General features: G+C 27.4%; 29 protein-coding genes and 1 pseudogene. 2 read left to right on the forward strand and 28 right to left on the reverse strand.

Annotation, left to right across the window (positions count from 1 at the left end; genetic code table 11):
- Window positions 1–16: 16 nt before the first annotated feature.
- Entirely contained in the window at window positions 17–283 is a 267-nt protein-coding gene (locus CNZW441b_RS07710) for a hypothetical protein (protein WP_059110811.1), read from the reverse strand.
- 3 nt (window positions 284–286) lie between these two features.
- Window positions 287–847, reverse strand: coding sequence for a P-loop NTPase family protein (locus CNZW441b_RS07715; protein WP_216681627.1), 561 nt, complete (start codon window positions 845–847; stop codon window positions 287–289).
- Between the two features lie 391 nt (window positions 848–1,238).
- Here CNZW441b_RS07715 and CNZW441b_RS07720 point away from each other — a divergent pair, with 391 nt between their 5' ends.
- Entirely contained in the window at window positions 1,239–1,553 is a 315-nt protein-coding gene (locus CNZW441b_RS07720; RefSeq protein ID WP_216681624.1) for an EexN family lipoprotein, read from the forward strand.
- A gap of 84 nt (window positions 1,554–1,637) precedes the next feature.
- Complete coding sequence (locus CNZW441b_RS07725; protein ID WP_216681628.1) at window positions 1,638–2,246, forward strand: DUF4145 domain-containing protein; 609 nt, start codon at window positions 1,638–1,640, stop codon at window positions 2,244–2,246.
- A 104-nt stretch (window positions 2,247–2,350) separates the two neighbouring features.
- Here the strand turns inward: CNZW441b_RS07725 and CNZW441b_RS07730 are convergent, their stop codons facing one another.
- The 26 genes and pseudogenes from CNZW441b_RS07730 to CNZW441b_RS07855 all read right to left on the reverse strand — a co-directional run bounded on the left by CNZW441b_RS07730 (window position 2,351) and on the right by CNZW441b_RS07855 (window position 23,631).
- Window positions 2,351–4,534: a DNA topoisomerase 3 gene (locus CNZW441b_RS07730; RefSeq protein ID WP_216681607.1), complete on the reverse strand. Its 2,184-nt coding sequence runs from the start codon at window positions 4,532–4,534 to the stop codon at window positions 2,351–2,353.
- Window positions 4,535–4,626: 92 nt separating this feature from the next.
- Window positions 4,627–5,298, reverse strand: a complete 672-nt coding sequence (locus tag CNZW441b_RS07735; protein WP_244985450.1) for a hypothetical protein — start codon at window positions 5,296–5,298, stop codon at window positions 4,627–4,629.
- Between the two features lie 169 nt (window positions 5,299–5,467).
- Window positions 5,468–6,088 (reverse strand): hypothetical protein, encoded by a 621-nt coding sequence (locus CNZW441b_RS07740; protein ID WP_059110815.1) that lies wholly within the window; start codon window positions 6,086–6,088, stop codon window positions 5,468–5,470.
- A gap of 70 nt (window positions 6,089–6,158) precedes the next feature.
- A complete protein-coding gene (locus CNZW441b_RS07745) occupies window positions 6,159–6,929 on the reverse strand; it encodes a hypothetical protein (protein WP_059110816.1) in 771 nt (256 codons plus the stop codon).
- 2 nt (window positions 6,930–6,931) lie between these two features.
- Window positions 6,932–7,684, reverse strand: coding sequence for a TrbM/KikA/MpfK family conjugal transfer protein (locus tag CNZW441b_RS07750; protein WP_059110817.1), 753 nt, complete (start codon window positions 7,682–7,684; stop codon window positions 6,932–6,934).
- A gap of 2 nt (window positions 7,685–7,686) precedes the next feature.
- Window positions 7,687–8,118 (reverse strand): cag pathogenicity island Cag12 family protein, encoded by a 432-nt coding sequence (locus CNZW441b_RS07755; RefSeq protein ID WP_059110818.1) that lies wholly within the window; start codon window positions 8,116–8,118, stop codon window positions 7,687–7,689.
- The gene (locus CNZW441b_RS07760) at window positions 8,099–9,910 is read right to left on the reverse strand and encodes a type IV secretory system conjugative DNA transfer family protein (protein WP_059110819.1); all 1,812 of its coding nucleotides are present in this window, start codon (window positions 9,908–9,910) and stop codon (window positions 8,099–8,101) included. The genes CNZW441b_RS07755 and CNZW441b_RS07760 overlap by 20 nt, the downstream gene beginning before the upstream one ends.
- Complete coding sequence (locus CNZW441b_RS07765; RefSeq protein WP_216681608.1) at window positions 9,911–10,471, reverse strand: hypothetical protein; 561 nt, start codon at window positions 10,469–10,471, stop codon at window positions 9,911–9,913. It abuts the gene before it with no gap.
- Between the two features lie 21 nt (window positions 10,472–10,492).
- The gene (locus tag CNZW441b_RS07770; protein WP_216681609.1) at window positions 10,493–11,065 is read right to left on the reverse strand and encodes a hypothetical protein; all 573 of its coding nucleotides are present in this window, start codon (window positions 11,063–11,065) and stop codon (window positions 10,493–10,495) included.
- Window positions 11,062–11,580 (reverse strand): Rha family transcriptional regulator, encoded by a 519-nt coding sequence (locus CNZW441b_RS07775; protein WP_216681610.1) that lies wholly within the window; start codon window positions 11,578–11,580, stop codon window positions 11,062–11,064. Before CNZW441b_RS07775 ends, CNZW441b_RS07770 begins: the two co-directional genes overlap by 4 nt.
- Entirely contained in the window at window positions 11,577–12,143 is a 567-nt protein-coding gene (locus CNZW441b_RS07780; RefSeq protein WP_216681611.1) for a hypothetical protein, read from the reverse strand. The genes CNZW441b_RS07775 and CNZW441b_RS07780 overlap by 4 nt, the downstream gene beginning before the upstream one ends.
- 194 nt (window positions 12,144–12,337) lie before the next feature.
- Window positions 12,338–12,880, reverse strand: a pseudogene (locus tag CNZW441b_RS07785) (Rha family transcriptional regulator); the annotation flags it as partial.
- On the reverse strand, window positions 12,877–13,155 hold the full coding sequence (locus CNZW441b_RS07790) for a hypothetical protein (protein WP_216681613.1): 279 nt from the start codon (window positions 13,153–13,155) through the stop codon (window positions 12,877–12,879). The gene CNZW441b_RS07790 and the pseudogene CNZW441b_RS07785, both read right to left, overlap by 4 nt.
- Window positions 13,155–14,162, reverse strand: a complete 1,008-nt coding sequence (gene virB11, locus CNZW441b_RS07795; protein WP_126250088.1) for a P-type DNA transfer ATPase VirB11 — start codon at window positions 14,160–14,162, stop codon at window positions 13,155–13,157. Before virB11 ends, CNZW441b_RS07790 begins: the two co-directional genes overlap by 1 nt.
- Window positions 14,143–15,324, reverse strand: coding sequence for a type IV secretion system protein VirB10 (gene virB10 / locus CNZW441b_RS07800; protein ID WP_126250089.1), 1,182 nt, complete (start codon window positions 15,322–15,324; stop codon window positions 14,143–14,145). The genes virB11 and virB10 overlap by 20 nt, the downstream gene beginning before the upstream one ends.
- Before the next feature lie 13 nt (window positions 15,325–15,337).
- Entirely contained in the window at window positions 15,338–16,228 is an 891-nt protein-coding gene (gene virB9, locus CNZW441b_RS07805) for a P-type conjugative transfer protein VirB9 (RefSeq protein WP_216681614.1), read from the reverse strand.
- The gene (locus CNZW441b_RS07810; RefSeq protein WP_126250091.1) at window positions 16,225–16,887 is read right to left on the reverse strand and encodes a VirB8 family type IV secretion system protein; all 663 of its coding nucleotides are present in this window, start codon (window positions 16,885–16,887) and stop codon (window positions 16,225–16,227) included. The genes virB9 and CNZW441b_RS07810 overlap by 4 nt, the downstream gene beginning before the upstream one ends.
- On the reverse strand, window positions 16,877–17,044 hold the full coding sequence (locus CNZW441b_RS07815) for a hypothetical protein (protein ID WP_194963486.1): 168 nt from the start codon (window positions 17,042–17,044) through the stop codon (window positions 16,877–16,879). Before CNZW441b_RS07815 ends, CNZW441b_RS07810 begins: the two co-directional genes overlap by 11 nt.
- Window positions 17,034–18,044, reverse strand: coding sequence for a TrbL/VirB6 family protein (locus CNZW441b_RS07820; RefSeq protein ID WP_216681615.1), 1,011 nt, complete (start codon window positions 18,042–18,044; stop codon window positions 17,034–17,036). Before CNZW441b_RS07820 ends, CNZW441b_RS07815 begins: the two co-directional genes overlap by 11 nt.
- Window positions 18,041–19,018, reverse strand: coding sequence for a type IV secretion system protein (locus CNZW441b_RS07825; RefSeq protein ID WP_216681616.1), 978 nt, complete (start codon window positions 19,016–19,018; stop codon window positions 18,041–18,043). The genes CNZW441b_RS07820 and CNZW441b_RS07825 overlap by 4 nt, the downstream gene beginning before the upstream one ends.
- The gene (locus tag CNZW441b_RS07830; protein ID WP_059110828.1) at window positions 19,015–19,284 is read right to left on the reverse strand and encodes a hypothetical protein; all 270 of its coding nucleotides are present in this window, start codon (window positions 19,282–19,284) and stop codon (window positions 19,015–19,017) included. The genes CNZW441b_RS07825 and CNZW441b_RS07830 overlap by 4 nt, the downstream gene beginning before the upstream one ends.
- A 12-nt stretch (window positions 19,285–19,296) precedes the next feature.
- Window positions 19,297–19,707, reverse strand: coding sequence for a single-stranded DNA-binding protein (locus tag CNZW441b_RS07835; protein ID WP_216681617.1), 411 nt, complete (start codon window positions 19,705–19,707; stop codon window positions 19,297–19,299).
- A gap of 21 nt (window positions 19,708–19,728) precedes the next feature.
- Window positions 19,729–20,022, reverse strand: coding sequence for a hypothetical protein (locus CNZW441b_RS07840; protein ID WP_216681618.1), 294 nt, complete (start codon window positions 20,020–20,022; stop codon window positions 19,729–19,731).
- A complete protein-coding gene (locus CNZW441b_RS07845) occupies window positions 20,019–20,576 on the reverse strand; it encodes a Rha family transcriptional regulator (protein WP_216681619.1) in 558 nt (185 codons plus the stop codon). The genes CNZW441b_RS07840 and CNZW441b_RS07845 overlap by 4 nt, the downstream gene beginning before the upstream one ends.
- 10 nt (window positions 20,577–20,586) lie before the next feature.
- Window positions 20,587–23,355: a VirB4 family type IV secretion/conjugal transfer ATPase gene (locus tag CNZW441b_RS07850; RefSeq protein WP_216681620.1), complete on the reverse strand. Its 2,769-nt coding sequence runs from the start codon at window positions 23,353–23,355 to the stop codon at window positions 20,587–20,589.
- Window positions 23,356–23,367: 12 nt separating this feature from the next.
- The gene (locus CNZW441b_RS07855) at window positions 23,368–23,631 is read right to left on the reverse strand and encodes a TrbC/VirB2 family protein (protein ID WP_059110833.1); all 264 of its coding nucleotides are present in this window, start codon (window positions 23,629–23,631) and stop codon (window positions 23,368–23,370) included.
- Window positions 23,632–23,799: the final 168 nt, after the last annotated feature.

The raw sequence follows: 23,799 nt of genomic DNA on the forward strand, positions 1-23,799 counted from the left end.
AGGATATTTTACATCTTTAGTTATTAATATTTAAAGCTCTTGCCTCTTTTAAAATCAATTTTCTTATATAAGTACCATATTCACTAACTAAGTCTAAATCCATTAACTTTTTCAAAATTTCCATTTCTTGTTCATTGAGTCTGCAAACTACTAAATTGTCTCTTCTTAGCTTTTGATCTATAGTTTTTCTTCCAGCTGATTTTTTATCAGCTTTCTTAAAAGTCTTTTGAGAGCTTGTTTCAGAATTTAAAGCTTCTGCTATTGTAAATGGTTTTTTTTCCATATATTATTTATCCTTTCTAATAAAATCTAAAAGTCTTTGATATTCATTGAAAAAATTTGTATAACTTAATCTTGAAAGATTGTTCTCATTATAAAGTTCAGTGAAAGAAGCTCCACTACTCATAGAGTTTTCAATAATTTTAGAAAATTTAAAGAAGAAAAAGTTCAAATCTGTAAAATTGCTTTCAAGAGTTTCACAAATTTGATTTTTTTCTTTTTCATCTCTATAATCTGTAACTAGAATACAAACTCTATTATCATTACCTATTTCGTTTAAAGTTTCTAATGTTCTAAGTAAAGAATTATAATTACTTGTGCAAGGAATAATAATCTTATTACTTTCTTTAATAATATCCAATACTCCTTTTTCTACAAAACCACCAAAATCATAAACGCAATTATCTATTTTTTTTGGAGTTGGTAAAATTTTCGCTTTTTCAGGATAAATCTTTTCTATAATGGAGTTATCATTACTTTGTAAGAAATATTCTAGATCTTTAGCAATTGAAAAAGCGAAAGGAGTTTTTCCAACACCACCTTTTTTATTTACAACAGATATTATCATTGAATAAATCCTTTATATTTTTGTATAATATTATATACTATTATTTATTAATAAATACTAAAAATAAATAATATTTATTTTTGTTTCTTTGATTTTTTAGTGATAGTTTTGTTTTATATTCTAAATAATCTTCTAAATGTGTAGGTAGTATGAAGTTAAAAAACAACTCAACTTTTATAATTTTCATCAAAAATTAAACAATTTTAAAAATAATTCTAAAACAATTAAAGACAAAGAAATTACAAGATAATTTTTTTAAAATACAAATATTATTTCTTGTGATTATTTGCATAATATTATATAATATTAGTATTTAAGATTAATTTTATTATATATAAATAAATATTAATATATAATAGTAACTATAAATATACACAAAAAAGGAAATTCTATGAAAAATACAATTAAATTAGGTTTATTAAGTGCAATGATTATAGGTGTTTTTTCTGCTTGTTCTAGTGAGCCAAAATCAGTAGAATACTATAAAGATCCAAAAAATGCTAAGGAATTAGAAGCTAAAATTAAAGAATGTCAAGAAGAATTTCCTAAAGGTAGCAAAAAACTTAATGAAGAACAAGTAAAATATATGAATGGAAACCCAAGTAAAACATATTTAGAATGCGAAAATGCTTATAAGGCAGAATATTCTAAGTCATTTGATAAAGAAAGATTAGATCCTTCAGAATTTTTTAAGAAGAAACAATGAATTCAAAACTTTTCCAAACTCTAGGCGAAAGCATACAGCAAATTGTTAAAATATAGGATTAAATAAAACACAGAAAGGAATTTTATGGAAATAAAATATTATCCGCCAGTTTTTCTCCAAAATAGTTTTCATTGTCCCCATTGCAATGTTTACTCTCATATGAAATGGGGAGATACTTGTCTAGATTCTTATTATAATAAATATTTGTGTTCAATCGCATTTTGTAATCATTGTAAAAAACATTCAATATGGCTAAAGGAAACCAAAGAAATGTTATATCCAAAAAAAATAAATACTCCTTTACCAAATGAAGATCTCAAAGAAAACATAAAGCAAATATATAATGAAGCGGCAATCATACTTAATGATTCACCCAGAGCAGCTTGTGCTCTAATGCGTCTTGCATTACAAGAACTAATGAAAGAATTAGGAGAAAAAGGAAAGGATCTTGCTAGTGATATATTAAACTTGAAAAACAAAGGACTTGATGAACAGATAATAAAAGCCTGTGAAATTGTAAGAATAGTAGGAAATAATGCTGTTCATCCTGGAATCATTGATATAAATGACAATCCAGAAATTGCCTACTGTCTTTTTGAGATGATTAATTTAATTGCAGAAAAATTAATCACTCAAAAAATAAAAACAGAAAAATTATTTAATAAAATACAAAATTTAAAAAACAAAAAATAAACCCTTTATAAATTAAGGGTTATTTAAATATAAATTTTCAAATACAGATATATTAGTGATTTTTAATATATAATAGTTATTTTTAGTAATTAATATTATACATTTTATATTTTAGGTTTTCCATTGTCATCATAATACATTGCTTTACAACCTTGTCTAAATTCATTACATCCCCACCACCAACTTTTACCATTTTTACTTTTTATTCTTTGTAAAAATCCTTTATTACATTGTGGACATTTATATGTAGTATCATTATTATTTTGTTTTGTTTCAAAGTTCGGAGTACCTTTATTATCAGGATAGATAGCTTTACAGCCTTCTTTATATCCACTACATCCCCAAAAATCCCCATATTTCCCTTTTCGTTTAGTTAAAAAGCCTTGATTGCATTGTGGACATTGAATTTTTGGCTTATTTTCATCTTCTAAGATTTTAAAATTTTGATCATTACTAATTCTATTGATTTCATTAATCACTTCTTTTGTTACTTCTTCTAAAAATTGTTTTCTTTCTAATTCAGATGTTTCAATCATTTTTTGTTGTTCAAACCATAAAGCTGTCATATCAGGGGTAGTAAGTGATTTTGGAGAGAGTGCGATTAAATCTTTACCTTTTTTTGTGGATTTAATAATTTGCTTTTTATCTTTACTTACTTCTATATATCCTCTTTCAATTAAGGTTTTTATGTGATTAGATCTTGTAGCAGGTGTTCCTATCCCACCACTTTCACCTTTCTTATCTTTGTCTTTTTCCATAAGTAATTTTTTAATTCTTTCATCTGTTACATATTTTGCAACACTATTTAAATCCTTAAGTAATGTTGTCATAGTGTAATAAGGGCGTGGTTTTGTTTGTTTTTTTTCAATTTCTATTAAAGAACATTTTGCACTATCATTATCTTTTAAGCTAGATAAATCATAATCATTTTTATCGCTATCTTGTTCATCTTCTTTGTCATTATCTATATTTTTCCACAAACTTCTAAAACCACTTTTTATTGTTTTGCTTTGTGCAGTGGTAAAAATTCTTTGATTTATTTCTAAATTAATTGTAGTAGTTTGATATTCTCTAGGATGAAAGAATTGAATAATAAATCTTTTAGCGATTAAATCATAAACAGCTAATTCATCTTGAGTTAATTGAGATGAAATTTTATTTTGAGTAGGAATTATTCCATAGTGTGCTGAAATATTAGCATCATTAAAAGCTTTGCTTTTTATTGTTGTATTGCTTCCAGCAATAAGAGCTTCAATTTCGCTATTATTTAAATTTTCTTTTATAGAGTTTAAAATTTTTGGTGCTTCCTCAAACATTGTTTCAGGTAAATATTGACAATCAGATCTATTATAAGTTATTGCTTTATGTTTTTCTCTCAAAGATTGAGTAATTTGTAATGTTTTATCAGGACTAAATCCAAAAATTTTTGCACATTCTGCTTGTAAAATAAGTAAATTATAGGGTAATGGTGGATATTCTTTTTTATTTTCTATTTTTAAATTTATTTTTGCAGTCTGATTTTCGCAAGAATTTTTAATTTCTTTGGCTATATTTTCATCTAAAATCTTTTCATCTGTCTTTAATCTTGCTTTAATGATATTATCGTTGATTTTAAAATTTCCAAGTAAAGAATAATAATCTATACTTTTAAAACTTTCAAATTCTTTATCTCTAGCAACAATAAGACCTAAAATAGGAGTTTGAACTCTACCAACACTTAAAATTCCATCAAAATTATTTTGCTTAGCAATAATTGTATAAGCTCTCGTGAGATTAATTCCTACTATCCAATCTGCCTGGCTTCTTGCAAAACCTCGTTCACTCATTCCCTTAAAATCTATATTTGGTTTAATTTTGGCTATTTCTTCTTTTACTGCTTTTGGTGTTAAGTCATTAATTAAAACTCTAAATACAGGTTTTGTTGTTTTAGAATATTGCACAATCTCATCAACAAGAATTTGACCTTCATCATCTGCATCACCGCAATTTACAATAGAAGTGATTTTGTCACTATTAATTAAATCGCAAATAATTTTTAATTGTTTTTTACTATCTTTTTTGGGCAAATATTTAAATTCTTTAATAGGCAATGGTAAATCTTCAAGTTTCCATAATTTATATTTTTCATCATATTCTTCAGGTTTGGCAAGTTCTAAAATATGACCAAAAGCCCAAGTAACAATATCATTGCCTTTTTGTATATATCCTTCTCCGCTTTTATAATTGCCATCTAGTCCTTCCGCAATTGCTCTGCCAAGTTCAGGTTTTTCCGCTATAAATAATCTCATACACTCTCCTATATAAATAATTAATATAAATATATATAATTAATTAATATTTACTTATATTAATTAATATTTATTTTTAAAATACAAAAATATTATCTATCTTTTTCAATATTTATATTTTGCTTTTTTTGTTTATCTTTAAATTCCTTGAATTTATTTATAAATGAATTAGGCCGCTGTATAATAGTTTTATGTTTTTGTGTTATAATGTTTTCGTTGGTGGATTTGCGAAAATTGAAGTCATTAAATATGGGATGATGGGGATGACTACGCCCATCCATTTCCACCTTTCTTTCATTTGTTTCTGTTTTGCTATGATTTGTTGCTAACCTATGGATTTTTTCACCATCGATTTCATATTTTCTACTTCCATAAACTAATATTTTTTCATCGTTTGCCTTTACTTGCCAAGTATAACCTCTTGTTTCATTAACAGCCTCCACATTCTTAGCTACTTTAGGAAATGAAAGCATTTCTTGAGTGGTAACCATTCCTCTTAAATTTGGATTATCTAAATGTTTTTTAATTTCTTTCTCCATAAAATCTTTATCTACTTTAATATCTCCTACATTACTTTTAACCCTTGTATGTGTTTTATCTTCTTTTAATACTTTATACATTTGAGAACTTTCTTTTTTAGATTGTCTATCCCAAAGTAAATTTTTTAAGCTTTGTAAAATTTCATTACATTTTTGATTATGTCTTTTAAGTTCATCTTCAAATTCTTGTATTTTTTCTTTAATTTGTTTATCTTTTTTATTCATTGAATATCCTATTTTGCAATCAAATTGCTTAATTTTATTTTTGTATATTTTTAGTAAATAAAATTAATTATTAATAATTTATAATTAATAAAAATATTTTTATTTTTACTTATAGTTATTATTATTTAATAATAGTAATTATAAATATACACCCGTAAGGGTGCATATTTTATCTTCCAAACTCTTGATTTTGAGTTTTTTCAGGCTCTTTTATTTCTTGAGTTTGTTGTTTTTGTTGTTCTTCTTTTTGAGCTTTCATTTCAGCTTCATTTACAACTTTAACTCCAGCATTTGAAATTACAGCTACAAACTCATTACCTTTCTCTTGTAATTCTTTCTTTAATTCTTCGTTATAAAGTCTTACATTAGTCTCTAAATAGTGACTTTTAGTTCCGTCTTTATTTTGATGTTCTGTGATACCTATGCCTTCAATTAGTTCTTTAGCAGATTCTCTTTTTTGATTAATAGTGTAGTAAAAATAACCTTGTTCATTTACATTAGAATTTACATAGATAAAATCATCTCTATTTTGTGAATTTGTAGGTTTTAAAACTATATTATGAGTTTTTTCATCTCTATTAACAAAATAGTTTTTCCATTCACTATTAATTTTTGCAGAAAAAATTACAGAGCCGTGTTCCATTGCAGCAACTTGTCCAGCTTCTTTAATAACATCGATTAAAGCTGTATCTACTTTTCTTTGTTGGATATCACCTTCCTTGTTTTTGTAATTTAAAGCATTATTAGTATCAATAACAATTTTATCGTTAACTAATTTTCCAAAAGCCATTTTTTATCCTTTTGTTTTGATTTGTGATTTGATTTTTGTTTTTTGCATTTTTTGTATATAATTTTTCCGTTCATTCACCTCCTTGTAGTGTGATTTGAATACTATTTTTATTCTCATTAAAAATAGTTTTTTTGTTTTTTGCAAAGCTCAAGGTTAAGTTTTTATCATTTTTATCAACAGAAATGATTGCTAAACCTTGAGTGATTGTATTTACTCTTTGCGTTAATTTTTCATATTCTAAGTATTTTAAATATGTAAGAACTATTAGAATTCCAAGTCCTACTCCTAGAATAGTTGATATAAAACTCAAACTTATTAAAAATAGTTTTGTATGCTTTGTCATTTTTGTAAAAATTTCAGCAAATATATTTAGTTTTTTCTTTTCATTTTTAATGAAATTATCTAGAAAAAGACTATAGTTATTACTATTATTAGAAAGTTTATACTCCACTATTTCACAGAATTTTTCAATTTGTGTATTGTAATTTTGTAATTTATCATCTAATGAAATTTGATTAATTCCATTAGCAAATTTTGCAAAGTCTTCCATAGTTTTTTTAAGGGAAGCCATTTTATGAATGAGTTCTTTTTCTTCATCGTTTGGTGGATTTTTAAAATAGGTAATAAAAGCATAGTGTGCATTTTCTAATTCTATAAAACTATCTTCTAAGTCTTTAAAAATACCATCTTCTGTGTTATTTTGTGAGTTTTGCTTACCAATGTTTATTTTGCTACTAATAGTTTTAAACAAACTATCAATTTTTTTTAGCAATTCATTGTAATTAATAGCTGTTATTTCTTGCTGGCTATTAATTTCTTCATACATTTCATTTTCATTCATAATTAATTCTCATTAACCCAGCAATCTTTTTTAATAACTACTTTTTGGTAGTATCCTGTATCAATTCTATAAAATTTAAAACCTATTTGTTTTCTCTTATTTTGGGGTAGTCTAATATACTCTTGTTTGCTAATTTGAGTTAATTTTTCTCCTTGTTCTCTTTGCGATATAGGCAAGGCATTATAAATTTCTTGTGATACCTCTTTTAATTCATAGCCTCTTTGCCATTCTTCTTGTTCATAGAATTTAGTATTACAAGTATATTTTAAATGATAATCTGTATATTTTGATGTGGATAGCAACTTACAAGAATTAGTAAGTTCTGGATTAATTCTATAGCCATAAATTTTTATTTCTCTACAAGTAGATCCATTTCCAGCTCCATTGCTTTGGCAAAATTGTTCAGTTCTTAAAATAGTTTTTTCAATTCTATTATTAAGCGAATAAACAGAACATTCTCCATCTAGATTTACTAGAATATCATTTTTATATTTATACATTTCAGGATCATCTGATGCATCAACAGGACATAAATTTAAAAAGCTTTTTCTTTTGGCTATAACTTGAGCCCATTTAATTGCATCGATACTAAAATATCTTGCTAAGGCAGCACCACATTCAGGTGGTTTTATAGGAGAAGCTAAACATAACATTGCTTCACAAGCCAATCTGGTATCACCTGATAAAATATCTAAATTTATAGCATTAGAGGATACAACACCAAAAACTAATATAGACGAAAGAACTTTTTTCATTATTAATCTCCTTTAGTTACTTTGTTAAAAAATAAAATGCTTACTTTGTTAATATTTTCTGGATATGGATTAATAGGTTGCAATTCAATAGGGGCTATAACTTGATTTTTAATAAAATAATCTTTATATTCCCTGATTAAGTCTTCTCTGCCAACTAGGATTATTTTACTAGCGTTATGAGCCAATAAAAAAGCTTTAGTTATAAGGTCATTTTTAATGAAATCATCTTCTATAGATTTCTTTTCAACTATAATTTGATAAGTCCAATTTGATGAGCTTAAAAATTGATCTTTTGGAACGAAGTTATACTGCTTTTCTAAAATTGAATTATTAATATATAAAGCAGATCCATCATCTAATTTCTTTGCCTTTGGTGCTGAACACCCTATTGTTAATATAGCTATTAAAGCCAAACTAAGCGATATTTTTTTCATTTTTTTCTCCTATAATTTGAATTTTTACTTTGCATTCTCCTTTTAGAATGGCACTTTCTAATTGTTCTCTTGTAGGTATTTTTTTAATAGTAGAAAGACTTTTTGAAACAGCTTTAAATTTATCCATAAAATAAGAATCTGAATAATAAAAAGCTTTATTACACAAAATGGGTTTTCCACTATCAATAGTAATAAGTTCATTCTCAAAAGGCATTTCACGTAGTTCTTGTGGTAACATTAAAGCCCTACTTGCTTCGCTAATACTTCTTGATCCGCCACCATTTGCACCTGAATTAATGCTTCTTGAGCTTGTTTTAAAAGTAGTATTTCCTAAGATTTTAGAAATAGCTTCTGCATCTTCTTGTTCTCTTGGTGCGTAAAAAATTTGACAAGCGTGATTTGTCAATAATGTTTTAGCACCTTCTTTTCCATAACCTAAAGGAGGTTGTGTTTCAAGTTGTGATAAAGATTGGTAAATAGTTAATAATCTTAAATTATATCCTGCTATAAAACTTACAGAAGTTTGTAAAATTTGAATTCTACCTGGTGCAGTGAATTCATCCATTAATAATAAACAAGAATATTTTAAATCTTTATTTTCTTGAGGTAATTCTTTGGTGTTTAGTAAAATTAGTTGCGACCAAAAAATATTTAAAATAAAAGAAGCATTGCTTAATTGATCTGGTGTAATTCCTATGTAAATAGTCATTTTCTTTTTACGCAAATCTCTTAAATCAAAATCACTAGTTTCTGTGCTTAATCTTAAAGTTTCACTTTCAAATGGAACAAGCGGTGCATTAAATGAACTCATAATACCTGATTTTGTAGCATCAGAATTAACATTAAAATATGTTTCTAATCTTCTTATTGTCGTTTCATCTAAGATTTCACAATAAATTAAAAAATTATATGTATCATCAAACCCCCTTATAGTTTGTTCTCCATTTTTAAGAGTAATTCCTTTTGATAATTGTAAAATATTATAAAAGTTGAATTCTCCAACATCAACGCCAAAAGTTTCTTGAAAATCTTTACCTAACTTATTTAATTGTAAATCACGCCACATATAACATAAACCAATAAATAAATTTTGTGCTAAGCCATTAAAGAATTTTGATGTAGAATCTCCATCAAGTGGATAAAGTATAGTAGCTAAGTCCATTAGTTGACTATCACAATTTTCACTATCGCTCATATCAATATAAGTTAAAGGATTATAACGATGTGTTTGTCTAGAAAATGGATTAAAAAGAAAAACATCCTGTTTTAATATTTCTTTTCTATACTTACTTGTATAGCTAAAACATTCTTGTTTAATATCTTGAACTACAGCACTTTCGCTCCACTCTAATAAATTTGGAATTACAACACCTACACCTTTACCACTTCTTGTAGGAGCTCCCAAAGCTACAAATTGTTGAGAGCTAAATCTTAAAAATTTTCCTTTATATTTGCCTATGATGATCCCTTTATCACCATAAAGTTTCATTGCTTTAATTTCATTATCATTTGCAAATCTAGCTTCACCAAATTGTGATTTCTTAGTTTTTAAAGATAACACCAAAAAAATCAAAGCAATTAAGCAAATTCCAAAACTAATTCCTAAAGAAAGCCATATCTTTGGATAATTATTAATAATGGCTTCATAGGTAAAATTTAAATTATAGATTTTAATAGCCTGTATTATTTTTACTTTATTTAGAAAGAAAAAAACAATAGGTGCGAAGAGATAGCTAAAAATAAAACTTACTATAACAATAAAAACAATTTTAATACTTTTATTATTTTGCATTTATCTTTCCAATTCTTTATTTTTTTGATCATTTTTTCTAAAAAAGTTTTTCATTTTTTCTAAAAAGAAAGATTTGTTTTTACTTGTTTCATTATCATTAAAATCTATATTTTCTAATTCCATTTGTTCTTTAATTTCATTTTGAAAAGCTTTAGACTTTTCATCATCACCAAAGATTAATTTTTCATATTCATCATCAATTTTATAATTTCTTGCATTTTCAAGAGATTCTTCAAACAACTCAGGTATAGTTATTTTGGTGGCATCTTTTTTATAAAATATTGCTTCAGAGTTTTCAAGTTCTAGGTTATATTTTTTTAAATCTTCATTCATATCACATATAATATTTATAGTGCTTTTATCCATAAGTTTAATTTCATTTAAATGTCTATTTTCTTTCATTTTTTTAAATTGAGTAATTTCTCTATTTAAATTTTCAAGATTTTCTTCTTTAAACTCCATAGTGGTTTCAGCAATTCTTGCATTTTCTTTTTCGAGTAGTTTCAATGTATTGTCAATTAGTTCGTGTGCTTGTTGCACTTCTTTTGGTAAATTATTCATTTTTATCTCCTTTAATAATTTTTATTTTTTTATTGGTATTTCTATTTCTTTAGTTTTGGTGTCAATTTGCTTCTTATTTGCAAATTCTTTTAACTTTGCTTTAAAATCTTTTACAGATTTGTCTTTTTGTGGTATAGTTTGTTTAGCGGTTTCTAAAAGTGTTTTAACACCAGATGATTTATCATTACCGCCCATCCAAGCAGGACTTGGAGTGTGAAGGGAGTGGACGGCTTCACTAGAGACTGCTTTTTTAACAAGGCGATTGAAATTTCTTTTATCTTGTTTATTAGTATGATAAATAATGCTAATATTTCTATCATTTCTAATACCAATATCACCCATTTTTTTATTATTAATATCTAATGTTTGTTTAGCAACAATGAAATCTTTTTCATTTCTTGCCTTTGGATTTTTCATAATTAAATTAGGTTCTTTAACTACTTCTTTAATAGTATTTGATAATTCGTTCATATCTTTAAACATTTCAGGGTGTTTCGCATATAATTTCTTTAAATCAGCAATTGCTTCTTTATCTCCTAAAAGCTCCGATAATCTTTCGCAAAGTTCAAAAATTTCTAATTCTTTATTACTCATCTTTTAAATTCCATTATTTTTGGTTTGTCTTTTTGTGGTATAGTTTGATTAGCAGGACGGAGAAAATCACGGTCGTTAAACTCTCGGCGAAGCTGACCCTGTTCGCCCCTTCCTGTTTTTGAATGTGCTAATATTTCTTTTTGTAAAAGTTTTTCCATTTCATTAAAAGCATTAATAAAAGCGATTTTAAATTGTAAGGCTTTTTTGCCTGTAAAACCCATTGCTAAAAGAGAGAATCCATCGCGAGTTAGATTATAACAACGATCTTTTCTTGTTTTTCCTTTAACTTTGCCAAAACCCCTAATTTCAGTATTTCTGTAGGTCTCCCCAAAATTGAGGATATCTTGAGAAGTCCCTATTTCTCGCAAATCGTTTAAAATGTTCTCAATATCCCTTAAAACATGATCATGTCTTTTCCCAAAAACCTTAGCCACATCTAAACTTGTGCAAAATATTTGATTTTCTTTATTTTCAAAAATAACTTCTTGATTATTTATAGCCATAGACTTACTCATCGTTTTAACTCTCTTTCTTCGGTCTGAGTTTTACTTTTATTTTTGGTGTTAAATTCTTTTAACTTTGCTTTAAAATCTTTTACAAATTTGTCTTTTTGTGGTATGATATTTTCATCAGTTGCAGAAAGTGCATTTGCACCAGATGGATTTTTATCTATTAGCTCCAATCCATTAAGTTGGTGTGTAGAGGGTGTTGGGGTCTCTACCTGCAACAGATTATTTTTATTGCTTAATCTATTAAATTCTTTTATTCTTTTTTGATTTGCATGGAATATCTCATTTGTTCCATTTTCATTTTTTATAACTACATCAGCCATTTTTTTATCATTTATGATTTTTGCCGCTTTAATAACTTCATAATCTCTTTTATCTCTATTTGCATCAATAATGATTTCAGGTTCTTTAACTACTTCTTTAATAGTATTTGATAATTCGTTCATATCTTTAAACATTTCAGGGTGTTTCGCATATAATTTCTTTAAATCAGCAATTGCTTCTTTATCTCCTAAAAGCTCCGATAATCTTTCGCAAAGTTCAAAAATTTCTAATTCTTTATTACTCATCTTTTAAATTCCATTATTTTTGGTTTGTCTTTTTGTGGTATAGTTCTATCATTAGCCGATGAAATGTTCTTTTGAACCAGTCGTCCGTCAAGACTTTGGGCTTGAGTGTAGGGGATGTGGGCGTCCCTACCACCGGTTATTACATCTTTTTTAGCCATTAATTTCAAATTTTTTAAACTATTTTTATTTACCATTGGATCTTTTGGTATACCGCCAACTTCATAATAATGAGAGAAAATTATTTTATTGTTTTGATTTCTATCTTTAAGTGTAATATCAACACTAAAATCTTCTTGTGGAAGTCTTTTATAAAGCTCGCTCATTATTTCTGTAAGATATTTATTAGGACTTCTAATTTCTTTTTGTAAAAGTTTTTCCATTTCATTAAAAGCATTAATAAAAGCAATTTTCCATTGCAATGCTTTTTTGCCTGTAAAACCCATCGCTAAAAGAGAAAAACCATCACGAGTGAGATTATACATAGGCATTTTTCTACTAACAAGCTTACCATTCTTTGGGTTCGTTGTTTTCGATATTCGCACGACCTCCCCAAAATTGAGGATATCTTGAGAAGTCCCTATTTCTCGCAAATCGTTTAAAATGTTCTCAATATCCCTTAAAACATGATCATGTCTTTTCCCAAAAACCTTAGCCACATCTAAACTTGTGCAAAATATTTGATTTTCTTTATTTTCAAAAATAACTTCTTGATTATTTATAGCCATAGACTTACTCATCGTTTTAACTCTCTTTCTTCGGTCTGAGTTTTACTTTTATTTTTGGTGTTAAATTCTTTTAACTTTGCTTTAAAATCTTTTACAGATTTGTCTTTTTGTGGTATAGTTTGATTGGTAGTTGCTGAATGTGCATTTGCACCAGATAATTTTTGATTATTACCGCCCAGCTCGGCAGGTCTCGAGGTGTGAAGGGAGTGGACGGCTTCACCAGTAGCTACTTGTAGCTTTGATAATCTTTCACAAAGTTCAAAAATTTCTAATTCTTTATTACTCATTAAAAACTCTTTTTGATGTTCTCTATTTCTTTAAAATAAATTCCACTAATGCGTCTTTTTCCGTGATGAGCGTGTATATGCACTACAATATCTATTAAATCTTTAAGTGTTTTTTGAATAATTTCAAAAGGCACACATTGTCCTTGCGGATTTTGTAAGGTCATTAAAGCAAGTCTTGTAAATGTTTCTTCTGGGCTTCCTGCGTGGCAACTTGTAATACTTCCGCCGTGTCCACTTGCTAAAACATTAATAAAATCATATGTTTCAGCACCCCTAAGTTCTGCTAATAAAATTCTATCAGGCTTCATCCTTAAACAAGATTTTAAAAGTGTTGCAGAATTTAAAAAATCTATACTTTTTGCCTCAGATGGATAAAATAATTGCACAAAATTTTTATGCTCATAAAATTTAATTTCTTCAACATCTTCAATAGTTATAATTCTATCTTCTAAACTTATAAAATCAATAAGTGTTTTCATAAAGGTAGTTTTACCACTACCTGTTTCACCAGCGATAATAATATTTTTACCATAACCAACGGCTTTTGATATAAAATTTTGATAATCTCTTGCTTGATAGAGTTTAATTAACTCTTCATCGCTTGGTTTGATTTTATTTTTATCATCAGGATTTAAATCTTCAAAAAGACCACTTTTAACGTGATCTTGCATTTTAAATCTAGTTTTACTAGGTTTTCTAATGGTAATTGAGATATGTTCGCTTTTTGTAGCTGGTGGAATTACAATTTGCATACGTTCTCCACCTACTAAGATACAGCTAAGAATAGGGCGTGATACATCAATTTTATCTTTTTTAAAAGCAGCTGCAGCAGTGGCAAAGTGTCCTGCCTTTTCAAAATCAAGTTTAGTTTCTACTGATTGCCATAACCCTTTAGAATTTTGTATCCAAATCTGATTATCTCCGTTATAGCAGATTTCATTAATGCTATCATCTTTTAAAAATTCACCAAAATATTGTGTTGTATATTTATCTAATGTTATTGACATTTTTTTTCCTTGTTAATTTATAAACTTTTGAAAAGTCAATATCGCGATTAACATAAACGCCAACTAAATCACCTTGATTTTTATAAAGCGTAGGTTTAATATCAATCATTTTCTTTAGAGCGATACTAGCAATTTCATTAATATTGTCTCTAGTATTTTCACTATAGTTATAGTAGTTGTTATTATTGTTATTATTATTCCCTTTGTTTAATTGACTTGCTAATATAGCCATTCCATCATCAATCATTGATAGTAAAATTGCAGAACCAAATCGTTTTAAATAATGATGATCAACCCACCCTTGCATTCCACTAGAGCCTAATTCGTCAGTAGCACCAGAATATACAGGAATAACAATATTGTTTGGCGTTCTAATTTCTTGCCAAATTACAAATATTCTATCCATTCCATCATCCATTTGACCTGCATTAAATGTTCCTGTAATAGTGCTACCTTTTTCAATTAATAATGTGTTTCCATTTGCAGAATAAACATCATTTGACACAATACAAGCAATTCCACCTTTGATAGAACTTACTAGTTTTGTTTTTAAAGCACAACCTATATAAGTTCCTTTTGGCAGAAGTAGATTTTGATCAAATTCACTTAGCTTTGCGATTGTAGGTGTAAAAACTTCACCTACAAAATCTCCCCCACCTTGCGAGTTGTTAGAATTTTGCAAAGCCCCTGCACCATTTTGCCCAAACTCAAATACTGTATTTGGTTTTTCACCAAATTCTCCTTTTGATCCACCACTGCTAAACCCTTCATTATTAGATGAGGCAACAACAGTTACTCCAGCTCCTTTTACAATTCTAGGTTTTGGAGCTTTTGGTTCAATTAATATTGCTTTTTCTTCTCTTGGTTCTTTCATAATTAATTCATCAAATGTTTTTTGTGGAGGTGGTGGAGGTGGAATAAAATCTCTTGTTTTAACACTTTGTGCTAAATCTTTATTTTCTTCTTTTGGAGTTTCTTGTAAAGTTTCATTATTATCTGAAAAAGACTTTGCAAAATAAATAATTAGTATAATTAATAATAAGCCACCAATGGCAAAAATTGCATAAGCTTGTATTTTTTTAAGATGATTTTTTTGATTACTTAATTCGCTAATATGTTCTTCAAAATCATTATCTAAATTATCTTGTTCTTTATTTTGCATAATTATTTTCCTTTTATTTCTTTTTATTTATTTCTCTTTGGATATTTTCATTAGAGGTTTCTCTTGTTTTTCTTAATGGATTTTTGGCATAACCACGATTAAAAATGCCAACTACTTTATCACCGCTTCTTAATAGAATTTGTTTAGCAATTTTTTGAATTACTAAAACATCATAATTTCCATCTTTTTTAATATGAGTATTTAAAATACTTTCCTTTCCATTTTCATACATAAAAACAGCAGGGAAAGTTTTAGTATTATCAAAGCCTAAGTAAGTAAAAACACCATCATCATAAGCAAAATTAGGACTTATATCTTCACTACCTTTATTAACTTTCATATAAAAATCCCAATTTCTAGGAATAGTATTTTTATTTAAATCTGTTCTAATGTTTTCTTGCTCTTGTGCCTCTAAAAATTCTTTAGCAGTTTTTAGTTCTTTTTGAGGATATGAAAAACTAAGTTTATAGGTAGTGTTGCTATTTTTAGTTACAAGTTTTAAATCAAATACATAAGTGTTTAAGTTTGTAATTACAATTAAGTTAGTTTTCCAATCACTTGGATTAGGATCTACAACAAACTCTTGTGATGTTTGATTTTCGCCTATATTATTACTATCTTGTTGAACGAGTTGAGTTTTATAAGCTTTAGGCTTAATGAATAATAAATTATCCTTTTCTATTAAATCCCAGCCTTGTGCAAATCCTGTAGCTGTATTGATAATTCTTTCATCAAGACCAAATTCTAATACACTAACATAACCATTTTTAGCATTAACTTGAAACACATCATTTGCATTATATACAGCATAAGCAATTCTTTTATCAAAAATAGAAGTTTTAGGAATGCTTAAAGCCCAAATAAAAGTATTTAAAAATAAACTTATTAAAATTATTTTTTTCATTTTTCTACCTCATTATCAATTCTATAGGTTAAAACTTTAAAGCCTAAAGGGTTTAAAATTCTGTTTTCTTCACTTGCTTTAGCTAAGACATATTCATAACTTAATGTAATTACTTTAGTAACTTGTGTTGTGCCTCTAGTGTTTAAATTTTTTGTTATGATATTTGCTCTAATAGTTGAAGTTTTAACTCCATTACTTTCCCCTAAAACAATACTTAAAATATTTACTTGTACTTCATTGGAATTTTTCAATATCTGATCTCTAGCATTTTCACCTTCGTATAAAGCTCTATATTCATTAGCTACTTTTTCAGAACTCATTAATTGAGTAAGTAAATAATCTTGATTTAAAAGATCATAGTAATAACCTTCTCTAGCTTTTACATACTGAGAAATAAAATATTTATCTAAAGCTTCATTTTCGGTGATTTCTTTTTCATTGAGCATAGTTAAAATATCTACCATTCCTGTAGTATTATCTACCCTTATCACATAAGGTTCTATAGTCTTTAAAGGAGTAAGTAAAACAACAGCTACAATAGAAAGAATAGCTATAAAAATAGAAACAAAAGCGATAAGCCAAGCTCTTTTATTGCTTTTTTCTATTAAGTATCTAAAACTAGCTTCATAATCTATTGCTGTATTAAAATCATTTTTCATTTATTTGTCCTTGTTTTAAATCATTGTTTTGAGAATTAATAGGTATCCAATTTGATTGATCATTAAAAAAATCATCATATTTACCTTGATTTTTAGTACTACAAGCACTAAAAAATAAAGCACTAAAGAGTAAAATAAAAATAAAATTAAGCCTCATTTCTCATCCTTTCATAAGCTTTTTTTGCAAAACTATAACCTTGAGATCCTGCTATTTTTGCTCCTGCTGATATTCCTTTTCCTGCATATTTTCCACCAGTTTTTGCTACATTTACAGCTGTTCCTGCAACTTTACCTCCAGCCTTCCCAGCTAATCTGCTAGCAGGACTTAAAGCATTGCTTATTGCACCACCCATAGCCCCATCCATAGTTACATTAGCAACTTTTTCAGCAAACGCTTTTGTAGATATAATCATAATAACCAATATAAAAGCAGCAATTACAAAGAAAATACTGATACTTAATATTTCATCACCTATTTGAGTTGCTTTTGAAAAATAATTAATCCAAGTTGATATTTGTTCCATAAAGGTCTTTAAAAATAACCCTACAAGCAAAATGACTAAAGTATTTGAAAGCAAAAGTCCTATATATTGAGTAAAAACATTTTTAGTGGCTTTAAAAATTAAAAGCCAAAATACAATAGGAGCACTAATTACAAGTAAAGTTTGAGTAAAAGTTGAAACAACGATAATTGCTAAGATTGGAATTGTAGCAATAATAAAACCTATATAGCAAAGTAGCATAGCAAAGATTGCTAAAATAGAATCTCCAATTCCGCTTGATTTAGCCCAAATTGCTTTTGTTAATTGACTTGTGCTTACAAACAAGTCATCTAAATTTTTATACATTTGTGTGCCACCTCCAGCCCACTCGTATATTCCATCTAATGCTGAAATAGTTAAATCTAACCATCCTCCTAAATTTAGAGCAAAAGTAATAGCAACAAGTTTTCCAACAATATCAAAGGTTAATTCTCTAATAGGACTTTGACTTCTTCCCATTAAAACTTCATAACCTTTATACATAATCACCAAAGTAACGATAATAGAAAATAAAATACTAAGCTCAGCGATCTTATCACTAGTGCCTATTTGTCTTATAGCATCAACAATTTGTTGTATGCTTTCGCCTAGAGTTTGGAAAAGTTTTGAATTCATTGTTTCTTCTTAAAAAATTCTGAAGGATCTAATCTTTCTTTATCAAATGACTTAGAATATTCTTGCATATCTTGTTCTTGCTTAATTCTTCTTTGATTTTCATAACTTGCATTGGCTAAATCAACTTGGTTTTTAACCATTTGAATTTTTGCTGCTTCTAATTGAATGGCATTGCCTATATCTGTGCTTTCTTTAATATCTTTAGAATTTACTAGCCTATCTTGTAGTTTTTTAAGTGTTTCACTGATTGTATCCATTTGTTTTGAAGCTTGATTATAAGTTTCTACTTGAGCTGCATAGGTAATTAAATTGATTCTACAAATATTTTTCTCATCTTGAGTCATAAAATCATAATTACATCGATCAAAGCTTGTGTATTTTCCAAAGATTTCATTACCTTTGTCGCTTAAAAAATCTTTTGGATCTCTTAAAACGTCATTATAAAATGATTGTATATTCTCTCCAGCTTCTGCAAAATCAGAATATATTTGTTTTATATCTTTTAAAAAAGATACACTACTTCTTACACCTGTTTTTGATAAAAGCTCATCTTTATAAGCTTGTATTTGTTTTTGATAGTGTGATACAGTCTCAGTCCATCTTGAGGCTTGTTTAGCCCATTCAGCTATTTCTTTTGCATTTTGCACAGACATTTGTTGATTTGCTGTTACATCAACAACAGGAATACCAGCACTAAATGCTAAATTAGGTAAAATTAATAAAGAGACAAAAATAAAAATAGCTTTTTTAAATTTTTGAGTATAATTTTGCAGGGTGTTTGCCACAAGGTTCGCACCCTTGTGGCTTAATTTGCACTCCGAAAGGAGGTGATTAAATTGAGTTACACAAATCTCATAGTTGTAATTATACTCCTTTGTATAGTTACAGTCAAGGCTTTTTAGCCTTGCCCAGCTTGTTGGGGTGTGGTGGATTTTCCTTGTGGCTATATTTGCATTGAAAATGATCTTTTTCATTTTGCTTCCTTGTTTTGTTTTGAAAGTTCTCTATCAATAGCTTTTTCTAAAACTTTATTTATATCTTCTTGTAAAAAGGAAGATATAAATTTTTGATTTGTGTAAAATTCATATGCTTCATCCAAAATTATTTCTTTTTGAGATAAAGTAAGATCTTTCATTGTCAAACTTTTTTCAAATAAAAATAAAGCTTTAATTAGTTTTTCGCAATTAGAAGTTTCTAATTCTTTTGCTAATTCTTCTATGTTTAAATCTTGTATTGACATTTTTTTCCTCACTTAAAAAACTGTTTCTTCTGATTCTATGGTTGTATTTTCATATTCGATATTTGGATCTTTTGGTGGAGTTTGTATTATGTTTTCTTTATCTTTTTTTCCAAGCCAATAGAACTTAGAAACAATAACACTAAGTATTACTCTGGTATTTCCATCTTCATCTGTATATTGACTAGATGATAATTCTCCACTACACGCAAATTGAGAACCTTTTTTAATATACATTGAAGCACTTTCTGCACTTTTACCGAATAAAACTATAGGTATCCAAGTAGTATGGCTTTCGTCATTGCCTTTTTCATTTTTCCATTTTTTAGTAATTGCAAGAGAATTTTTTGCAAATAATCTACCATTGTTTGTAGTTCCTACTTCAAAATCTTTTCCTAAGTATCCAATTAAATTTACGTTATTCATTTTTATCTCCTTTAATAATTTTTATTTTTTTATTGGTATTTCTATTTCTTTAGTTTTGGTGTCAATTTGCTTCTTATTTGCAAATTCTTTTAACTTTGCTTTAAAATCTTTTACAGATTTGTCTTTTTGTGGTATAGTTTTGCTAACAGAGTTGTGAAAATTGAGGTCGTGAATCTGTCGGTGAGGTTGACCTCGCTCACCCCTCTCTGTTAAGCTATGAGCAGTTAATAACCTATACCCTTCTCCATAATCTCTTTCACCATATTTAAGAATGTTTCCATCATTTGCCTTTACACTCCAATTATAATCACTCATTGCAATTTCTTTGGATCTTTTGGTGTGCGATTATCAACAAGATAATTTAAAGAAAAAATATCTTTAGAATCTTTAGAATAAGGATTATTTGTAATTACTACACTAACCTTATAATCATCTTGTGGTAAGTTTGGATGAATGAGTTTCATTAAATCTGTTAAGTATTTATTAGGACTTCTAATTTCTTTTTGTAAAAGTTTTTCCATTTCATTAAAAGCATTGATAAAAAGTATTTTCCATTGTAATGCTTCTTTACCTGTAAAACCCATCGCTAAAAGAGAGAATCCATCACGAGTTAAGTTGTAATATGGATATTTTCTTTCTCTACCTTTAAAACCTTGTATTTTACGGACTTTGAATGAAAGCTCAAAATTGAGCTTACATTGCAAATCCCCTATTTCTCGCAAATCATTTAAAATGTTTTCAATATCTCTTAAAATATTTTTATGCTCTTTGTCAAAAACCTTAGCCACATCCAAACTAGTGCAAAAGATTTGATTACCTTTGGTGCCAAATTGCACTTCTTGTTTATTAATAATCACTTTATTACTCATTTTTCATCTCCTATGAGTTTTTATAAAATTCTTTCAGCTCTAATACTTTTTCATCAAGACTTTTATTATTTTGTGCAAAGATTTTTTCTATGATGTCTATATAAGAAGTCCCAGTAGATAATATTTTTAGATTCTCATTACCTAAAGAGCTAAGATCAAGTGTGCAAATAACTTTTTCATCTTGTCTTTTAATTAAAAATTGTCTTTTTGCAGGATTAAACCCTTTAATAATCATATATTCATCATAGCTTAAGCCAACACCATCTACATATTCTTCTTGTTTGGCTTTTGGATTAGGTAAAAATATCATTGTCGCAGATTGCTCTATAAGAGTTGTAGCATTTTTTAATTTTAAAAAATCCTCTATACTTTGTGTAGCAAGTCTTAAAAAACCATTTTGTTTTCTAATAGTTTTAAATTTATTTTTAACTTCTTCTTGCACTATTTCATTTTCTAACCATTTCCAAGCTTCATCTATATCAATACAAAGTCTTCTACCATCTGCTAAGCTCATTACACGCCAAAGAATGTAATAACTAAGTATTCCAGATACATCTTTATCATCTAAAAATTCAGTTCCATCAATGCCAAATAAATTAATATCATCAGGAAAATCTAAATTATCAAACTCATTATCAAATACCCAGCCAAATTGTTTGCCTTGTTTAAATAATGCTAGTCTTGATTTTAAAGAATTGTCATCATCAACATTTTCAGTTAGATTTTCAAGTAATAAAGAAATAGGATATTTTCTTTCTTCTTTTTCAAAACCTTTCATAACAGAATTAACAGCATTATTAAGCATTTCTTCTTCTCTAGTTGTAAGAATTTCATTATTTCTAGTTACTAAAAGTTTCATTAGCGATTGTAGTTGTCTTATATTTTCTTGTGTGCTCTCAACCATAAAAGGATTAAATCCTGTAGGCTTACCATTTTCAATACTAATATATCTACCTCCAGCACAAAGAACGTTGCCTAGAGCACCTTTATCCTTATCTAAATATACAGCTGTAAATTTTCTATTTTCCTGTGGTATATCATCAGGAAAAGTATCTTTGTTTGCATATTTAAGCATTTGATCTACAATAAAATTCATTAAGACGGTTTTACCACCACCGCTTTGTCCAAGTATTAAAGTATTTGCTAAAAAGAATTGTCCAAAATCATCTTTATTAATACCTGAACTTTGATGAAAATTAAAATAATAAGGTTGTTTATTTGGTGTTTTAAGTATTGTAACTGCTTCTCCCCAGCAATTATTATCTCTTTTTCCCATAGAAAAATTATGTAAAGCTATTAAAGATGAATAATTAATTGATGAAATTAAATTAATTCTAGGGCGTATAGCAAAGTTTGATGGTAATTGAGAAAAGAAAGTAGCAGGAAGTGCTAAGGTAGCTAAAGTTACCCCAAATCCTAATTCATTCATTTTTGTAATTACTTCATTTGTATTGTCTTTACATTCTTTTAAAGAATGACCATATACAAGTATAGAAAAATGATATTTACCAAATGAAATTTCACCATTAGTAAGTTGATCTAATGCTTCATCTATTTGTTCTACTTGTGAAAAACCATCATCTTCAGTAGCAATTAACTGCTTTTTTTGTTTTGATATTGCAGATTTTGCATCTATTTTTGGAATTGGTGAAAAACTTTGTGTTATAGTATATTCAACATCTAAATACATTAAAATATTTAAAATACCCGCAAAAGTTTCGCTTGTATAATCTTTAATTTCAATACATCTGGCAAATCTTTTTAAACCATTATTACTATTTAATTGTATGGTTTCATAACCAAATTGTATATTTTGTAAATTACCATTTAGATATTGATCTATAGGAGTTTTTAATACTCTTACAGGATTAAAATTTCCACCAAGTAAATAGTTGTAAAATTCTAATTGTTTAGAATAAATTTGATCATCTTTGGAATATGTTTTTAATTTTTTTGGATTAAAATCTTTAATATTTGCTTCTAATCTATCTGCAAATTCATTAAATTTGCTTAAGAATAAACTAATTGCTCTTCTTTTGCTTTCAAAAGAACTTTTCATAAAAGTTGTTTTTTCTATTTGAACTTTTAAAGGATTAAAAATTAAAGTTAAATACAAAGAATTTTTTCTAAGTGTCCCCTCTTTAAAAGACTCATAATACTTTCTATCAATTTCTTCTAAAAAAGCGTTATTGAACTTTGAGTTTAATTTGTCTTGTATAGAATATCTACAATTATGAAAATAAAAACTTACAGGTTCATTTGCAAAAGATTTAAATAACATATTCAAAAGATCATTTTTAATGTCTAATTCGCTATCTTCTTCAGCTTCAAAACTAATTCCACCTACTTCCCAAGTAGATAAAAGATAGTAATTTTTTGTAATTACTACACTATCACTTATAAGTGATGAAAAAGGGATAAGCTTTTCAAAATTAGGTTCTGCATTAAGTCCAAAAACAGATATTTTTGGAAAATCAGAATTTTTTGGCATTTGTCTATAAGAATTTACACTATAGGTTTTAACTTTGTGATAATTCTTTGAAGCAGGATTTGAGAAAAATCTCATCTTTAAAAACATCAAACGAAAAATAAAATCATCTTTTTTGGTCATTGCTTTCATAATAAAAAATACAGGAATAGCCACAACAAGCAAAAAGATACTTTGAGTATAAAATGCAAATAAAAAAATACATCCCATTGCTATAACAAGTGGAGTCATAGGAACTCCAAATATCATAGGTGGACGTGTTAAGCCTTTAAAAATTGGATTTTTCTGCATTATTAATCCTATTTATGAAATAATATATCCAGCAATTGCTGATGCAGAACCAAAAATAATACCGCCTATAAAAATAGGAGCAACCTCTCTAAGTGTTTGTCCTTGAAACATAATTTTAGAACCACCCCACATAAATGCAATTGTTAATAAAACTGCACCAATTGCGTATAAAGCCGTGCTTAGATTTTCTAAGAATGTATTTACTTTATCAATTCCACCAGCTCCAAATAACAATATAGGGCTTATTAAAATTAACGATAATAGTTTTGTTTTCACTTTGAATCCTTTAATAAATAAAATGTTCGTTTAATTTAAGTTATTAAAAGAGTTTAAAAAATAATTTAAATTTAGTTTTATAATTAGATTAATGCTATTTAAAAGCTTTTATTTAAGTATTAGTTATTTTTTACTAGAATTTGTTAGATTTTTGATGAAAGGATAAAA

Origin of the sequence: Campylobacter novaezeelandiae (genome assembly GCF_018968685.1) — a bacterium.
Lineage (GTDB): Bacteria > Campylobacterota > Campylobacteria > Campylobacterales > Campylobacteraceae > Campylobacter_D > Campylobacter_D novaezeelandiae.

What these genes read in the sequence shown, in the direction of transcription:
- CNZW441b_RS07710 (WP_059110811.1), bottom strand. Translation starts at nt 283, where the DNA reads ATGGAAAAAAAACCATTTACAATAGCAGAAGCTTTAAATTCTGAAACA.
- CNZW441b_RS07715 (WP_216681627.1), bottom strand. Translation starts at nt 847, where the DNA reads ATGATAATATCTGTTGTAAATAAAAAAGGTGGTGTTGGAAAAACTCCT.
- CNZW441b_RS07720 (WP_216681624.1), top strand. Translation starts at nt 1,239, where the DNA reads ATGAAAAATACAATTAAATTAGGTTTATTAAGTGCAATGATTATAGGT.
- CNZW441b_RS07725 (WP_216681628.1), top strand. Translation starts at nt 1,638, where the DNA reads ATGGAAATAAAATATTATCCGCCAGTTTTTCTCCAAAATAGTTTTCAT.
- CNZW441b_RS07730 (WP_216681607.1), bottom strand. Translation starts at nt 4,534, where the DNA reads ATGAGATTATTTATAGCGGAAAAACCTGAACTTGGCAGAGCAATTGCG.
- CNZW441b_RS07735 (WP_244985450.1), bottom strand. Translation starts at nt 5,298, where the DNA reads ATGAATAAAAAAGATAAACAAATTAAAGAAAAAATACAAGAATTTGAA.
- CNZW441b_RS07740 (WP_059110815.1), bottom strand. Translation starts at nt 6,088, where the DNA reads ATGGCTTTTGGAAAATTAGTTAACGATAAAATTGTTATTGATACTAAT.
- CNZW441b_RS07745 (WP_059110816.1), bottom strand. Translation starts at nt 6,929, where the DNA reads ATGAATGAAAATGAAATGTATGAAGAAATTAATAGCCAGCAAGAAATA.
- CNZW441b_RS07750 (WP_059110817.1), bottom strand. Translation starts at nt 7,684, where the DNA reads ATGAAAAAAGTTCTTTCGTCTATATTAGTTTTTGGTGTTGTATCCTCT.
- CNZW441b_RS07755 (WP_059110818.1), bottom strand. Translation starts at nt 8,118, where the DNA reads ATGAAAAAAATATCGCTTAGTTTGGCTTTAATAGCTATATTAACAATA.
- CNZW441b_RS07760 (WP_059110819.1), bottom strand. Translation starts at nt 9,910, where the DNA reads ATGCAAAATAATAAAAGTATTAAAATTGTTTTTATTGTTATAGTAAGT.
- CNZW441b_RS07765 (WP_216681608.1), bottom strand. Translation starts at nt 10,471, where the DNA reads ATGAATAATTTACCAAAAGAAGTGCAACAAGCACACGAACTAATTGAC.
- CNZW441b_RS07770 (WP_216681609.1), bottom strand. Translation starts at nt 11,065, where the DNA reads ATGAGTAATAAAGAATTAGAAATTTTTGAACTTTGCGAAAGATTATCG.
- CNZW441b_RS07775 (WP_216681610.1), bottom strand. Translation starts at nt 11,580, where the DNA reads ATGAGTAAGTCTATGGCTATAAATAATCAAGAAGTTATTTTTGAAAAT.
- CNZW441b_RS07780 (WP_216681611.1), bottom strand. Translation starts at nt 12,143, where the DNA reads ATGAGTAATAAAGAATTAGAAATTTTTGAACTTTGCGAAAGATTATCG.
- CNZW441b_RS07790 (WP_216681613.1), bottom strand. Translation starts at nt 13,155, where the DNA reads ATGAGTAATAAAGAATTAGAAATTTTTGAACTTTGTGAAAGATTATCA.
- virB11 (WP_126250088.1), bottom strand. Translation starts at nt 14,162, where the DNA reads ATGTCAATAACATTAGATAAATATACAACACAATATTTTGGTGAATTT.
- virB10 (WP_126250089.1), bottom strand. Translation starts at nt 15,324, where the DNA reads ATGCAAAATAAAGAACAAGATAATTTAGATAATGATTTTGAAGAACAT.
- virB9 (WP_216681614.1), bottom strand. Translation starts at nt 16,228, where the DNA reads ATGAAAAAAATAATTTTAATAAGTTTATTTTTAAATACTTTTATTTGG.
- CNZW441b_RS07810 (WP_126250091.1), bottom strand. Translation starts at nt 16,887, where the DNA reads ATGAAAAATGATTTTAATACAGCAATAGATTATGAAGCTAGTTTTAGA.
- CNZW441b_RS07815 (WP_194963486.1), bottom strand. Translation starts at nt 17,044, where the DNA reads ATGAGGCTTAATTTTATTTTTATTTTACTCTTTAGTGCTTTATTTTTT.
- CNZW441b_RS07820 (WP_216681615.1), bottom strand. Translation starts at nt 18,044, where the DNA reads ATGAATTCAAAACTTTTCCAAACTCTAGGCGAAAGCATACAACAAATT.
- CNZW441b_RS07825 (WP_216681616.1), bottom strand. Translation starts at nt 19,018, where the DNA reads ATGAAAAAGATCATTTTCAATGCAAATATAGCCACAAGGAAAATCCAC.
- CNZW441b_RS07830 (WP_059110828.1), bottom strand. Translation starts at nt 19,284, where the DNA reads ATGTCAATACAAGATTTAAACATAGAAGAATTAGCAAAAGAATTAGAA.
- CNZW441b_RS07835 (WP_216681617.1), bottom strand. Translation starts at nt 19,707, where the DNA reads ATGAATAACGTAAATTTAATTGGATACTTAGGAAAAGATTTTGAAGTA.
- CNZW441b_RS07840 (WP_216681618.1), bottom strand. Translation starts at nt 20,022, where the DNA reads ATGAGTGATTATAATTGGAGTGTAAAGGCAAATGATGGAAACATTCTT.
- CNZW441b_RS07845 (WP_216681619.1), bottom strand. Translation starts at nt 20,576, where the DNA reads ATGAGTAATAAAGTGATTATTAATAAACAAGAAGTGCAATTTGGCACC.
- CNZW441b_RS07850 (WP_216681620.1), bottom strand. Translation starts at nt 23,355, where the DNA reads ATGCAGAAAAATCCAATTTTTAAAGGCTTAACACGTCCACCTATGATA.